Origin of the sequence: Paraburkholderia bengalensis (assembly GCF_037126505.1) — a bacterium.
Lineage (GTDB): Bacteria > Pseudomonadota > Gammaproteobacteria > Burkholderiales > Burkholderiaceae > Paraburkholderia > Paraburkholderia bengalensis.
Window position 1 is genome coordinate 43,186 of the sequence record NZ_JACFYJ010000003.1, and the last position, 13,741, is coordinate 56,926.

The 13,741-nt window shown below is 61.2% G+C and carries 12 protein-coding genes; all 12 read right to left on the reverse strand.

Going from position 1 to position 13,741, the window contains the following annotated elements; all coding sequences use genetic code 11:
* Positions 1-77: 77 nt before the first annotated feature.
* The 12 genes from H3V53_RS02860 to H3V53_RS02915 all read right to left on the reverse strand — a co-directional run bounded on the left by H3V53_RS02860 (position 78) and on the right by H3V53_RS02915 (position 13,726).
* Positions 78-839 (reverse strand): ATP-binding cassette domain-containing protein, encoded by a 762-nt coding sequence (locus tag H3V53_RS02860; RefSeq protein WP_054918169.1) that lies wholly within the window; start codon positions 837-839, stop codon positions 78-80.
* Positions 839-2,623, reverse strand: coding sequence for a branched-chain amino acid ABC transporter ATP-binding protein/permease (locus H3V53_RS02865; RefSeq protein WP_336596633.1), 1,785 nt, complete (start codon positions 2,621-2,623; stop codon positions 839-841). Before H3V53_RS02865 ends, H3V53_RS02860 begins: the two co-directional genes overlap by 1 nt.
* Positions 2,624-2,627: 4 nt before the next feature.
* Positions 2,628-3,683, reverse strand: coding sequence for a branched-chain amino acid ABC transporter permease (locus H3V53_RS02870; RefSeq protein ID WP_336596634.1), 1,056 nt, complete (start codon positions 3,681-3,683; stop codon positions 2,628-2,630).
* Positions 3,684-3,903: 220 nt separating this feature from the next.
* Complete coding sequence (locus H3V53_RS02875) at positions 3,904-5,064, reverse strand: ABC transporter substrate-binding protein (protein WP_054918164.1); 1,161 nt, start codon at positions 5,062-5,064, stop codon at positions 3,904-3,906.
* Positions 5,065-5,310: 246 nt separating this feature from the next.
* The gene (locus H3V53_RS02880; RefSeq protein WP_336596635.1) at positions 5,311-6,477 is read right to left on the reverse strand and encodes an ABC transporter substrate-binding protein; all 1,167 of its coding nucleotides are present in this window, start codon (positions 6,475-6,477) and stop codon (positions 5,311-5,313) included.
* A 29-nt stretch (positions 6,478-6,506) separates the two neighbouring features.
* On the reverse strand, positions 6,507-6,767 hold the full coding sequence (locus tag H3V53_RS02885) for a hypothetical protein (protein ID WP_336596636.1): 261 nt from the start codon (positions 6,765-6,767) through the stop codon (positions 6,507-6,509).
* Positions 6,768-6,981: 214 nt separating this feature from the next.
* On the reverse strand, positions 6,982-7,953 hold the full coding sequence (locus tag H3V53_RS02890; protein ID WP_336596763.1) for a branched-chain amino acid ABC transporter permease: 972 nt from the start codon (positions 7,951-7,953) through the stop codon (positions 6,982-6,984).
* Positions 7,953-8,837 carry a branched-chain amino acid ABC transporter permease gene (locus H3V53_RS02895; protein WP_336596637.1) on the reverse strand — a complete coding sequence of 295 codons (885 nt, stop codon included), beginning with the start codon at positions 8,835-8,837 and terminating at the stop codon, positions 7,953-7,955. The genes H3V53_RS02890 and H3V53_RS02895 overlap by 1 nt, the downstream gene beginning before the upstream one ends.
* A 92-nt stretch (positions 8,838-8,929) precedes the next feature.
* Entirely contained in the window at positions 8,930-10,147 is a 1,218-nt protein-coding gene (locus H3V53_RS02900) for an ABC transporter substrate-binding protein (protein ID WP_336596638.1), read from the reverse strand.
* 106 nt (positions 10,148-10,253) lie between these two features.
* Positions 10,254-11,009 (reverse strand): ATP-binding cassette domain-containing protein, encoded by a 756-nt coding sequence (locus H3V53_RS02905; RefSeq protein ID WP_054918157.1) that lies wholly within the window; start codon positions 11,007-11,009, stop codon positions 10,254-10,256.
* Entirely contained in the window at positions 11,006-11,785 is a 780-nt protein-coding gene (locus H3V53_RS02910; RefSeq protein ID WP_336596639.1) for an ABC transporter ATP-binding protein, read from the reverse strand. Before H3V53_RS02910 ends, H3V53_RS02905 begins: the two co-directional genes overlap by 4 nt.
* A gap of 249 nt (positions 11,786-12,034) precedes the next feature.
* Positions 12,035-13,726: a GMC family oxidoreductase gene (locus H3V53_RS02915; protein ID WP_336596640.1), complete on the reverse strand. Its 1,692-nt coding sequence runs from the start codon at positions 13,724-13,726 to the stop codon at positions 12,035-12,037.
* Positions 13,727-13,741: the final 15 nt, after the last annotated feature.

The window sequence follows — 13,741 nt, forward strand, 5'->3', positions numbered from 1 at the left end:
CATAGGACGAAAAAACGGCGTGTTTCACGTGAAACACGCCGTTCGTTTGACAGCCGGTCCGCAAGAAATTCCGTCGGCTACGCGACTTTTTTCGTCAGACCCAGATAGGTTTCAATCACTCTGGGGTTTTGGGCTAGCGCAATCGCCTCGCCTTCCAGAGCGAGCTCGCCTGTTTCGAGCACGTAGCCGTAATCCGAAATCTGCAACGCCGCACGCGCGTTTTGTTCGATCAGCAGGGTCGCGACGCCTGTTTGCCGCAGCGCGCTAATGATATGAAAAATCTCTTTCACAATCAGCGGCGCCAAACCCAGACTCGGTTCATCAAGCATCAGCAAGTCCGGTTTGCCCATCAGCGCGCGGCCAACGGCCAACATCTGCCGCTCACCGCCCGACAGCGTCCCAGCCGCCTGCCTGCGGCGCTCCTTCAGCCGCGGAAAAAGCTGAAAGACGGGTTCGAGCTGATCCAGGTAATTGCGCTCCCCCGCCCGCTTGCGTCGGTACGCGCCCAATACCAAATTGTCTTCAACCGTCATCGTCGCGAACAGTTCGCGCTTTTCCGGTACAAGACACATGCCGCGCGCGACGCGTTTTTCGACGGGCACGTGGCTCACGTCCTCGTTGCGGTAGATCACCGCACCCTTCGCATGCCCCGTCACCGGCAGCGCGCCCATGATCGCGTTGAGCAACGTCGACTTTCCGGCACCGTTTGGCCCGATTACCGAGACGATCTGGCCGGGACGCACGGCAATTCTTGCGTCGTGCAATGCCTCGACCTTTCCGTATCGAACGGATAACCCGCTTACTTCGAGAATCGGCGTATCCATTGTCTGCTCCGCCATCATTCCACCCCACCAAGGTACGCTTCCAGCACGGCCGGGTCGTTCTGCACGTCTTGTGGCAGGCCTTCCGCGATCCGCGTTCCAAACTCCATCACCACCAGCCGATCCGTGAGATTCATCACGAAATCCATGTCGTGTTCGACGAGCAGGACACTCATGCCTTCTTCGCGCAGCTTGCGCAGCAGCGTCGCCAGCTGCAGTTTCTCCTGATAACGCAACCCGGCCGCGGGCTCGTCGAGTAGTAGCAGAGTGGGATCGCAGCAAAGCGCACGCGCAATTTCCAGAATGCGTTGTTTGCCGAGCGCAAGACTGCCAGCCTCGTCATACATGTGCGCCTCGAGGCCGACGCGCCGGATTTGCCGTGCGGCTTCCGCCATCAGACGCGCCTCTTCGGCCGCGTTCAGCCGCACCACGCTGCGCCAGACGCCCGCATGTCCACGCAGATGCGCGCCGATTGCCACGTTCTCGAGCACGGTCATCCCTGGCAGCAGCTTGACGTGCTGGAACGTGCGCCCGATGCCGCGTTTGACGATTTCGCGTGAATTGAGCGCGTCGATACGTTCGCCCCGGAAAGTAATCGCGCCGCTCGTCGCTTGCAGAACGCCCGTCACCAGGTTGAACGTGGTCGATTTACCGGCGCCGTTCGGACCGATCAATCCGATGATCTGCCCCGCCTTCACCTCGAAGCTGACATCGTTCACCGCGACCAACCCGCCGAACTGCTTGCGTGCCCTATCGACGACCAGCAGCGATTCGCCGGCCGCCGGCTTGCTGCGCTGCGGCAACGCGTCGGCATGATCCGGCACATGCGCACGGCCACCCCGAGGAAAAATGCGCGCCACGTACGGCCAGACACCTTGGCGCGCGTACTGCAGCAGCAGCACCATCAGGATGCCGAATACGATGATTTCGAAATTGCCGTTCTCGCCCAGCAATTTCGGCAGCAGCGTTTGCAGATAGTCCTGAAGAATCGTGAGGATCGCCGCGCCCAGCACTGCGCCCCAGACGTGCGCGACGCCGCCGACCACGGCCATGAACAGAAACTCGATGCCGTGATTCAGGCCGAACGGCGTCGGATTCACGGCGCGCTGCAGATGCGCGTAGAGAAAGCCCGAAATCGCCGCGAGCACAGCGGCATAGACGAAGATCACGACCCGCATCCACGCCGTATTCACACCCATCGCCTCTGCCATCAATCCGCCACCGCGCAGCGCGCGGATCGCGCGTCCGGGCCGGCTATTAAGCAGATTCTGAACAGACACGACGGCGCCAAGCACGACGGTCCAGATCAGGTAATAGATATGGCGGCCGGATTCCAGGTTGATCCCGAGCACGTTGAGCACAGGAATGCCGTTGATGCCGTCGTACTTGCCGAGCATCTCCATGTTGCCGAACAGAAAGAACAGCGCGAGCCCCCACGCGATCGTCCCAAGCGGCAGGAAGTGCCCCGATAGCCGCATCGTCACCGCGCCCAGCAACAACGCGATCAAGGCCGTCAGCACGACCCCCACGATCAGCGCAAGCCACGGCGAAACGCCGAACTGCGTCGTCAGATACGCCGTCGCGTATGCGCCGACACCGACGAACGCCGCCTGCCCGAAGCTCGTCATCCCGCCGATGCCCGTCAGCAGCACAAGGCCGATGGCGACGATCGAATACAGTCCGATGTAGTTGAGCAGCGTGACCCAATACTCGGGTACGCGAACCGGTTGCGGCAGCACGGGCAACGCGAACATCACCACGAGGAACAACCAGAAGAACTTGTTTTGCATGATGCGTTTCATCGCGTCACTCCTCCTCTTCTTCCGCATGCGGGCTGGCGAGACTCCGCCAGAGCAGCACGGGAATGATCAGCGTGAACACGATCACTTCCTTGTACGAACTGGCCCAAAACGACGAATACGACTCCAGCAAGCCGACGAGTATCGAGCCCGCCGCCGCCAGCGGGTAGCTGACCAGCCCGCCGATAATCGCGCCGACAAAGCCCTTCAGGCCGATCAGGAAACCCGAGTCGTAGTAAATGGTCGTTAGCGGCGCGACGAGAATGCCGCACAGCACGCCGAGTCCGGCCGCGAGCGTGAACGCGAGGCGTCCCGCCTGTGTCGTGCCGATGCCGACGAGCCGCGCGCCCAACCGGTTCACGGACGTCGCACGCAGCGCTTTCCCGGAGATCGAGCGGTCGAAGTACAGATACAGCACGCCGATCAGCACCACGGCCACGCCGATCACCCACACGCTCTGCCCCGAGATCGACATGCTGCCAATGTTGAACGTCGAATCGGTGAACGCGTTGGTGCGCGATCCTTCCGCGCCGAACATCACGAGCCCGAGGCCGACCATCGCGAAGTGCACGGCGACGGACACGATCAGCAGCAGCAGCGTCGTTGCTTCCGCCACGGGCTCGTAGGCGAGGCGATAGACGAACGGCCCCATCGGCACCACGATCAGCATCGTCAGCGCGATCTGCGCGAGCATCGGCAGCGGTTGCGCGACGACGCCGCGTGTGATCGCATACACGGCGACGGGAAACAGCAGATACTTGCCGACCAGCGTCGTGAGCGTGCGCGCCGCATGGCGCCGGCGCTCAGGATGCCGCGCCATCGCGACCACGTCGACGACAAAGCAGGCGAGCCCCATCGCCATCAGCAGCCAGCAGGTCGCCGGAAACTTCTGCGTCTGCAATGCGGCGAGCGTCAGCGCGCCGTACGAGACGAACTCCCCTTGCGGGATGAAAATGGCTCGCGTCACGGAGAACACCAGCACCAATGCGAGCGCGAGCAATGCGTAGATCGCGCCCGTCGTGATGCCGTCCTGCGCGAGGATCGCCGCAATTGATAGATCCATACTTACTCGTCCTGGAACGTCGAAATTGAAACTGAGAAACAGTGAGAGCCAGCTGAACGCCTGCTGGCCGCCAAACGAAGCAGCGACACATAAAACAACTGCCGCGCCTGTGATACGGCGCGGCAGAGCTAGCCATTGTTATCGATCAGAAAATTGCTGCGTGGCTTGAGAGCGTTCTTAGACGCTCGCGCCACGCATCGCGCGAGAGGCGAGTACCGTCTTAGTCGTTCTGAAGCTTCCACTTGCCATCGGAGATCTCGACGATCACGCGAGCGCGCTTGTCGAGACCGTTGTGGTCTGTGGTCGTGATGTTCATGATGCCGTGCGAGAGTGGCAGATCCTTGACGTTCTCGAGTGCCTCGCGCAGCGCGACGCGGAATGCTTCCGTGCCCGGCTGGCCTTTCTTCAACGCCTCGGGAATTGCGCGTTCGAGCATCTGGCCTGCGTCCCAGGCATGGCCGCCGAACGTCGCGACAGAACCCACGCCGTACGCCTTCTCGTACGCATTCTTGTACGCCAGCGACGACTTCTTCACGGGGTTCGATTCGGGCAGCTGATCGGCCACGAGAATCGGGCCTGCGGGCAGCAGTTCGCCTTCGCAATCCTTGCCGCACACGCGCAGGAAGTCATTGTTCGCGACGCCGTGCGTCTGATAGATCTTGCCCTTGTAACCGCGCTCCTTCAGCGCCTTTGCCGGCAGCGCGGACGGCGTACCCGAACCCGCGATCAGCACGGCATCCGGATTCGCCGCCGTGATCTTCAGTATTTGCCCGGTCACGGAGGCATCGGTACGGTTGTAGCGTTCGTTCGCGACGAGCTTCAGATGATGCGCATCCGCTGCCTTGCTGAACACGTTGTACCAGTTCTCGCCATACGCATCCGAGAAGCCGATGAACGCCACCGACTTCACGCCATGCTTCTCCATGTACTCGGCGATCGCGTCGGCCATCAGGCCGTCGTTTTGCGGCGTCTTGAAGGCCCACGAGCGCTTCGCATCCATCGGCGAAATGATGGCCGCCGATGCCGCCAGCGAAATCATCGGCGTCTTGCCTTCCGAAACGGGATCGAGCATCGCGAGCGAGTTCGGCGTGACCGTCGAGCCGATGATGGCATCGACGTGGTTCTCGTCGATCAGCTTGCGCGTGTTCTGCACGGCACGGCTCGTGTCCGATGCATCGTCGAGCACGATGTACTCGACGCTCTTGCCGGCGATCTCCTTCGGCAGCAGCGCAATCGTGTTCTTTTCAGGGATGCCGAGCGATGCGGCGGGGCCCGTAGTGGACAACGTGACGCCAATCTTCACCTGCGCCATCGCCGTGCTCGCTCCGCAAACGAGCGCCATTGCGATCGCAGTACGGACCCATTGCTTTGTCGTTTTCATTGAATGTCTCCAAACGCTTTAAATGCGTGTCGTAATCCAGTTCGAGAACCGGGTAACTGAATCTAGTTATCGGGTATAAGCCTGCCAAGCATGGTTTTCCCTGCTCGTTGCAATTGCGTCAAATGCGGGCCTTACCGCTTTATGGTCTCCCCTGCTTTGCCTTGATCAATCATCTCGCGGGCAATAAAAAAGACGCGTCAACTACTCGCGTCTTTTTGGTTGGTTTGAATGCGTTAATCGCCTCGCTTATTCGGAAGCAAGCTTCCACTTGCCGTCGACGATTTGCACCATCACACGCGCCCGTTGATCGAGGCCCGCGTGATCGTTCACGCTCATGTTGAAGATGCCATGCGAACCCGCCATATCTTTCGTGCTTTCGAGCGCGGCGCGCAGCGCTTCACGGAATTGCGGCGTGCCCGGCTGGCCCTTCTTCAACGCGATAGGAATGGCACGTTGCAGCAGCAGGCCGGCGTCCCACGCATGACCGCCGAACGTCGAAATCGAGCCCGTGCCGTTGGCGCCTTCGTACGCATGCTTGTAGGCGAGCGAGGCCTTCTTCACAGGGTTCGAATCGGGCAGCTGATCTGCGACGAGCAACGGACCCGCGGGCAGATACGTGCCTTCGCAATCCTTGCCGCACACGCGCAGGAAGTCGTTATTCGCGACGCCGTGCGTCTGATAGTACTTGCCCTTGTAGCCGCGCTCGCGCAGCGTCTTTTCCGGCAAAGCGGCCGGCGTGCCCGCACCGGCGATCAGCACGGCGTCCGGGTTCTGCGACATCATCTTGAGCACCTGGCCCGTCACGGATGCATCGTTGCGCGCGAAGCGCTCATTCGCGACGACCTTGATCTTCGCGAGATCGGCGGCCTTGCCGAACTCCTTGAACCAGCTCTCACCGTAGGCATCCGAGAAGCCGATGAAGGCCACCGTCTTCACGCCGTGATTCGACATGTGTTGCGCGATCGCCGTCGCCATCAGGATGTCGTTCTGCGGCGTCTTGAAGACCCACGAGCGCTTCGCATCCATCGGTTCGACGATCGATGCCGCCGCCGCCATCGAGATCATGGGCGTTTGCGTTTCATTGGCGATGTCGATCATCGCGAGCGAGTTCGGCACGACGGTCGAACCGATCAACGCATCGACGTGGTCTTCACTCGTGAGCTTGCGCGCGTTCTTCACGGCTTGCGTCGAGTCGGTCGCATCGTCGAGCACGATGTAGTCGATCTTCTGGCCCGCGATTTCCTTCGGCAGAAGCGCGCTGGTGTTCTTCTCCGGAATGCCGAGCGAGGCCGCTGGGCCCGTTGCCGACACCGTCATGCCGATCTTCACGTCCGCCCATGCCACGCCGCTATAACTTGCGCACACGCCCGCCGCGACCAACGTCGCGCTGATCCACCGCAATGCCGACTTCATTCCGCTCCTCTACGCCCCGCTGTTCGCGTTCATTTGACTTTGACAAAGGCCGACCCGATGGTCGGCGAATGGCGAGTGTAGCGGACGCATACCGCGCGCGGCAAGCGCTTTGAAGGCTTTGAATCTTTAGGGAAAAACGCCGGGCACGGCGAATGAAGAGGCGCCAGATTTACAACCGGACGCGGCACGCGATGCGTGCGAAGCAGAAAAGCGAAACGGACGCCGGAAAGTAAAAAGCGCTGTTGGATCTGATCCAACAGCGCTTTTGTATGGGCACTTTTGTGCCTCATTGTCTCCTCGTTCTCCACCTGCAAAATTCGGTGCATCAGAGCTGTGTGAAGATTAAACGGGGACTGTGTCACGGGCAACTAGCATTTACCCTAGTGGTGCAGTGCCGCACAAAATTGGGGCGCATTCTTGTAGTTTCGCTCCGTAATCGCCTCATTTAGCAGCATCACACCGCAGCATTGAATCGTTCGGATGGCAAACCAATTTTCGGCCGGTTCACGCGCGCAAGGGTTTGACCCGCTGCACGATCTCGCCCACGATGCCGCGGCGAAACGCCAGCACGCAGGCAATGAAGATGAGCCCCGTCACGATCGTCGCGGATTCGCCGAGCGAGCGGAACCAGTCGACGCCCGTCACCGACGCGAGCCCGCTGCCGATGTCGCCGAGTCTGTCTTCCAGCGAGACGATCAGCGCGGCTCCCAGCAGCGGACCGAACAGCGTGCCCATGCCGCCTACGAGCGTCATCAGCACGACGAGACCGGACATCGTCCAGTACGCATCGCCGAGCGTCTCGAACCCGAGCACCAGCACTTTCAGCGATCCCGCCAGCCCCGCAAGACCCGCTGACAAAACGAACGCGAGCAGTTTGAAGCGGTTCGTGTCATAGCCGAGCGAAATCGCGCGCGGCTCGTTCTCCTTGATCGCGGTCAGCACCTGCCCAAAGGGCGAATGCACGATGCGTACGATCAGCAGGAACGCCAGCACCATCACGACGAGCACGACGAAGTACAACGTCAGGTCCGACGACAGACTCAGGATGCCGAACAGCTTGCCGCGCGGCACACCCTGCAGACCGTCTTCGCCGTGCGTGAACGGCGCCTGCAGGAACACGAAGTACACCATCTGCGCGAGCGCAAGCGTCACCATCGCGAAGTAGATGCCCTGCCGGCGAATCGCGAACAGTCCGACGACAAAGCCGAGCAGCGTCGCCGCCAGCGCACCCGCGATCACGCCCAGCTCCGGCGTCAGCCCGATCGTCTGGATCGAATAACCGGTGATATAGCCCGCCGTCGCAAGAAACATCGCGTGACCGAACGACAGCAGCCCCGTATAACCGATCAACAGATTGAACGCCGCCGCGAACAGCGCGAAGCACAGCACCTTCATCACGAACACGGGATACACGCCGGCGAACGGCGCGACGATGAGCGCAAGCAGCAGCAGACTGTAGAGCGCTTTTCTCTGCATCATTTTTCCTTGCCGAAGAGACCCGCCGGACGCACGAGCAACACGAGCGCCATGATCACGAAGACCACGGTCGCCGATGCTTCCGGATAGAACACGCGCGTGAACCCTTCGATCACGCCGAGCAGCAGGCCCGTCAATATCGAGCCCATGATCGAACCCATTCCGCCGATCACGACGACGGCGAACACGGTGATGATCATCGGCTGGCCCATCAGCGGCGAGACCTGGATGACGGGCGCCGCGAGCACGCCTGCGAACGCGGCGAGCGCGACGCCGAAGCCGTACGTCAACGTCACCATCATCGGCACGTTCACGCCGAATGCCTCGACGAGTTTAGGGTTCTCCGTGCCCGCTCGCAGATAGGCGCCAAGCCGCGTCTTCTCGATCACGAACCACGTCGCGAAACACACGACCAGCGACGCGACCACCACCCATGCGCGATAGTTCGGCAGGAACATGAAGCCGAGGTTGGTTGCGCCCGCAAGCGCAGAGGGCACGTCATACGGCTGACCCGACGAACCGTAGATCGAATGAAACACGCCTTCGACGACGAGCGTCAGCCCAAACGTGAGCAGCAATCCGTAAAGGTGATCGAGCTTGTACAGCCAGCGCAGCATCGAGCGCTCGATCAAGATGCCGAACAATCCGACGAGCACGGGCGCGAGCACCAGCATCACCCAGTACGGCAGATTGAAGTACGACAGGCCCATCCAGGTGAGCATCGCACCCAACATGAACAACGCGCCGTGCGCAAAATTGATCACGTTGAGAAGACCGAAGATCACGGCCAGCCCCAGACTCAGGATCGCGTAGAACGAGCCGTTCACGAGACCGAGCAGCAACTGGCTGAGCATCGCCGGTAGCGGAATGCCAAAGATATCCATCGAATCCGCCGTCAAAATGATATCGACGCAATTCGCTCACGCGACGCGACGGGCGGCACGTGCGCCGCCCGTCGCGTCCCGCTGCAAACCGCTTACTTCCAGAGCGCGCAGCGCGATTCAGCCTTGGTCGCGAACGCCTGTTCGCCAGGAATCGTCGCGGTGATCTTGTAATAGTCCCACGGCTCTTTCGAGTCCGACGGCTTCTTCACTTCCATCAGGTACATGTCGTGGATCATGCTGCCGTCCTGACGGATGTAGCCCTTCGCGTAGAAGTCGTCGATCTTCGCCTTGTGAAGCTGGTCCATCACCTTGTCGCTGTCGGTCGTGCCTGCCGCCTGCACGGCCTTCAGGTACGTGGTAACGGCCGAATAGTCCGCTGCCTGCAGACTGGTCGGCATCTTCTTCATCTTGTCGAAGTAGCGCTGCGCCCACTTGCGCGTGTTCGCGTCCTTGTTCCAGTACCAGCTGTCGGTGGCGACCAGTCCTTGCGTCGTTTCGAGTCCGAGGCTGTGGATGTCGGTCAGGAAGATCAGCAGCGCCGCAATCTTCATCGACTTCGTGATGCCGAATTCCTTCGCCGCCTTGATCGAGTTGATGGTGTCGCCGCCCGCATTCGCGAGGCCCAGCACCTGCGCCTTCGAGCCTTGCGCCTGCAACAGGAACGACGAAAAGTCCGATGCCGACAGCGGATGCCGCACGGTGCCGAGCACTTGCCCACCGTTCGCCTTGACCACGTCCGACGTGTTCTTCTCGAGCGCCTTGCCGAACGCGTAGTCCGCCGTCAGGAAGTACCAGGTCTTGCCGCCCTGCTTCGTCACGGCCGAACCCGTGCCTTTCGCGAGCGCCATCGTGTCGTACGCGTAGTGGACCGTGTACGGCGTGCATTGCTCGTTGGTGAGGTTATCCGCGCCCGCGCCGATGTTGATGTACGGAACCTTCTTTTCGCCCGCGACCTGGTTGGTCGACAGCGCCGTCGCCGAATTCGTGCCGCCGATGATCACGTTGACGCCGTCGCGGTCGATCCATTCGCGAGCGCGCGATGCAGCGATGTCGGCCTTGTTCTGGTGGTCCGCGTAGACGAGTTCGATCGGCTTGCCGTTGACCTTGCCGCCGAAATCGGCAATCGCCATGCGGATCGCTTCGAGGCCGCCCGGGCCGTCGATATCCGCATACAGACCCGACAGATCAGTGATATAGCCGATCTTGACGGTCTGGCCATCGGCCGCCTGCGCGCTGCCCGCAGCGAACATCGCACCCGCTGCAGCCGCGAAGCAGACGGCTGACAATCTGGCGAAAGTCTTCAGTTTCATGCGTGTCTCCTGTTTTCATGCTTGTGGTTATCAGAGGCATCTGGGTGTGTCGTGCGTCGTGCTCCCATGACGACCCCGCTTTGTGGCCGGGATGCGTCCACCCCGCTTAGACGCCGAGCAAATCGTGTAGCACCGGCATTTTGCTTTCGAGTTCCTTCGCACCGAAATGCTCCACGATGCGCCCATGCTCCATCACATAGAAACGATCGGCGAGCGGCGCCGCAAAGCGGAAGTTCTGTTCGACCATCACGATCGTGTAGCCGCGCGCCTTCAACGTCACGATCATGCGCGCGAGCGCCTGCACGATCACGGGCGCGAGTCCTTCCGAGATTTCGTCGAGCAGCAGCAGATTCGCGCCCGTACGCAGGATGCGCGCGACGGCCAGCATCTGTTGCTCGCCGCCCGACAGGCGCGTGCCCTGGCTCATCCGCCGTTCCTGCAGATTGGGAAACATCTGGTAGATCTCGTCGATGGACATCATCAACGACTTGTCGCCGACGGCCGGCGGCAACAGCAGGTTTTCTTCACAGGAGAGGCTCGAAAAGATGCCGCGCTCTTCCGGGCAATAGCCGACCCCGCAATGCGCGATTCGATGCGTGGGCATCGAAATGGTCTCGCGGCCGCCCACGCGGATCGACCCCGTGCGGCGCCCCGTGAGGCCCATGATCGCGCGCAATGTGGTGGTGCGGCCCGCGCCGTTGCGGCCGAGTAGCGTGACGACTTCGCCGCGGCTCACGGTCAGATCGACGCCATGCAGGATGTGCGATTCGCCGTACCAGGCCTGCAGCCCGGCGATCTCCAGCGCCGGCTCGCCGCTCACCACACTGACCGCTGCGTTTTCCTGTTCGCTCACTGTGCTCATGCATGCGCTCCGGCAAGCGCTGCGTCCGCACTGCCCATATAGGCTTGCATGACGAGCGGGTTCTTCGAGACTTCCGCGTATGTGCCTTCGGCGAGCACCTCGCCGCGCTGCAGAACGGTAATCGTGTCGGAGATGCCGGCAATCACATTCATGTTGTGTTCGACCATCAGAATCGTGCGACCCGCCGACACCTTTTTGATCAGTGCAGTCACGCGGTCCACGTCTTCGTGGCCCATGCCCTGCGTCGGTTCGTCGAGCAGCATCAGTTCGGGTTCCATCGCGAGCGTGGTGGCGATTTCGAGCGCGCGCTTGCGGCCATACGACAATTCGACAGTTGGCGTATCCGCGAAATCGGTCAGGCCTACCTGTGTGAGCAGATCGATCGCGCGGTCATCGAGCTGGCGCAGCGTGCGCTCGCTTCTCCAGAAATGAAATGCCGTGCCGAGCTGACGCTGCAAACCGATGCGAACGTTCTGCAATGCCGTCAGATGCGGAAATACAGCGGAAATCTGGAATGAACGGATGATGCCGCGACGCGCGATCTGCGCCGGGCGCTCGCCCGTGATATCGACGCCGTTAAAGACGATCTGACCCGCAGTGGGAACGAGAAATTTGGTGAGCAGATTGAAGCACGTGGTCTTGCCCGCGCCGTTCGGGCCAATCAGCGCATGAATCGAGCCGCGCTTCACGCGCAGATTCACGCCGTTGACTGCGGTAAAACCCTTGAACTCACGTGTGAGCCCGCGCGTCTCGAGTATCGTATCGCCGAGAATCATGTTCCCTTCCATGCGAAGTAAGGCGAAGCACTACCGCGTTTTATTCCGCGCAGATTCCGGCGCGACTCTTTTCCTTGGCGTTGAGACCCCCGTGCCAAATCGTGGCGTGGTGCACCAATGCGGACGGTGGTCCATGCCGCACCACGCAGCACGGATGCCATTGTCTCGCCAATGATGCAGCGCAATCATTGGGATTTGCACTTAGTGTTTGATGCGACCTTGAACGCGTCAAACGTTAAACGTTGCGCGTCATGCAACCGACATCGTAGAAGAGGTGGCCGTCGACATCGTGGCGCCCGCTCGCGGCGCGCGACGGTCTGCGCGGATCATGTCGCTCGCGCGTTCGGCGATCATCAGTGTGGGCGAGTTGGTGTTGCCCGATGTGATGGTCGGCATCACCGATGCGTCGACGACGCGCAGCCCTTCGACGCCGATCACGCGCAAGCGGTTGTCGACGACAGCGCCCGGATCATCGGGCGTGCCCATGCGGCATGTGCCGACGGGATGGAAGATGGTCGTGCCCACGTTGCCCGCAGCGGTCTGCAATTCTTCTTCCGTTTGAAACTGGATGCCCGGCAAGATCTCCTCGGGCCTGTACTGCTTCAATGCAGGCGCGGCCGCGATGCGGCGCGTCAGCCGCAATGCGTTTGCAGCCACATGCCGGTCGTATTCCGTCGACAGATAGTTCGGCGCGATCAAAGGCGCTGCATGAGGATCGCGCGATTCGATGTGCACGCTGCCGCGCGAAGTCGGACGCAAATGACACACCGACGCCGTGAATGCATTGAAGCGATGCAACGGCTCGCCGAACTTGTCGAGCGAAAGCGGCTGCACGTGATACTCGAGATCGGCGCGATCGAGCGACCTGTCGTTTGCATCCGACTTCGCGAAGGCGCCGAGTTGCGACGGCGACATCGACATCGGCCCGCTCTGCGTCAACAGATACTGCAGGCCGATCATCATCTTGCCCCACCAGTGCGCGGAGGCTGTGTTCAGCGTGCGCACGCCGTGCACCTTGAACGCCATGCGCAACTGCAAATGGTCCTGCAGATTCTCTCCGACGCCGCGCAGATCGCGCACGACATCGATGCCGAGATTCTGCAGACGCGCGCCGTTACCGATGCCCGAGAGTTCGAGCAATTGAGGCGAATTTATCGCGCCCGAACTCATGATCACTTCGATGCGCGCCTTCGCGAAGTACTCGGCGTCGCCGCGATATTCGACCCCAACGCACCGCTTGCCTTCGAACACCACACGTTGCGTGTGCGCGCCCGTGATGACGGTGAGATTCGGACGCGACATCGCGGGCCGCAAGAATGCTTTCGATGCATTCCAGCGAATGCCGCGCTTCTGGTTCACATCGAAAAAGCCGACGCCCGTGTTGTCGCCGCGATTGAAATCGTCGGTGGCGGGGATGCCAGTTTCTTGTGCTGCGCGTGAAAACTCTTCGAGAATCTTCCATCTGAGACGCTGCTTTTCGACGCGCCACTGACCGCCCGCGCCGTGGAATTCATTCGCACCGCCGTGGTGATCCTCGCTGCGTTTGAAGATGGGCAGCACCGCGTCCCACGACCACGAAGCATCGTTCGTGACCCGCGCCCACTCGTCGTAGTCTTCACGCTGGCCGCGCATGTAGATCATGCCGTTGATCGACGAGCAGCCGCCCAGCACGCGGCCGCGCGGATACGACAACGCACGGCCGTTGAGGCCGGGTTCGGCAAGCGTCTTGTAGAGCCAGTCGGTGCGCGGATTGCCGATGCAATAGAGGTAGCCGACGGGCACGTGTATCCAGTGATAGTCGTCTTTGCCGCCCGCTTCGAGCAGCAGCACGCTGACATCCGGATCTTCGCTCAGGCGATTCGCCAGCACGCAGCCCGCCGTGCCCGCACCGATGATGATGTAGTCGAATTCGCCTTCCAGTTTTCTTGTTGTCGTGCCCATCTTTGTCTCCTTCAC

What these genes read in the sequence shown, in the direction of transcription:
- H3V53_RS02880 (WP_336596635.1), bottom strand. Translation starts at nt 6,477, where the DNA reads ATGAAGTCGGCATTGCGGTGGATCAGCGCGACGTTGGTCGCGGCGGGC.
- H3V53_RS02905 (WP_054918157.1), bottom strand. Translation starts at nt 11,009, where the DNA reads ATGAGCACAGTGAGCGAACAGGAAAACGCAGCGGTCAGTGTGGTGAGC.
- H3V53_RS02860 (WP_054918169.1), bottom strand. Translation starts at nt 839, where the DNA reads ATGGCGGAGCAGACAATGGATACGCCGATTCTCGAAGTAAGCGGGTTA.
- H3V53_RS02900 (WP_336596638.1), bottom strand. Translation starts at nt 10,147, where the DNA reads ATGAAACTGAAGACTTTCGCCAGATTGTCAGCCGTCTGCTTCGCGGCT.
- H3V53_RS02865 (WP_336596633.1), bottom strand. Translation starts at nt 2,623, where the DNA reads ATGAAACGCATCATGCAAAACAAGTTCTTCTGGTTGTTCCTCGTGGTG.
- H3V53_RS02875 (WP_054918164.1), bottom strand. Translation starts at nt 5,064, where the DNA reads ATGAAAACGACAAAGCAATGGGTCCGTACTGCGATCGCAATGGCGCTC.
- H3V53_RS02890 (WP_336596763.1), bottom strand. Translation starts at nt 7,953, where the DNA reads ATGCAGAGAAAAGCGCTCTACAGTCTGCTGCTGCTTGCGCTCATCGTC.
- H3V53_RS02910 (WP_336596639.1), bottom strand. Translation starts at nt 11,785, where the DNA reads ATGATTCTCGGCGATACGATACTCGAGACGCGCGGGCTCACACGTGAG.
- H3V53_RS02895 (WP_336596637.1), bottom strand. Translation starts at nt 8,837, where the DNA reads ATGGATATCTTTGGCATTCCGCTACCGGCGATGCTCAGCCAGTTGCTG.
- H3V53_RS02885 (WP_336596636.1), bottom strand. Translation starts at nt 6,767, where the DNA reads ATGAGGCACAAAAGTGCCCATACAAAAGCGCTGTTGGATCAGATCCAA.
- H3V53_RS02915 (WP_336596640.1), bottom strand. Translation starts at nt 13,726, where the DNA reads ATGGGCACGACAACAAGAAAACTGGAAGGCGAATTCGACTACATCATC.
- H3V53_RS02870 (WP_336596634.1), bottom strand. Translation starts at nt 3,683, where the DNA reads ATGGATCTATCAATTGCGGCGATCCTCGCGCAGGACGGCATCACGACG.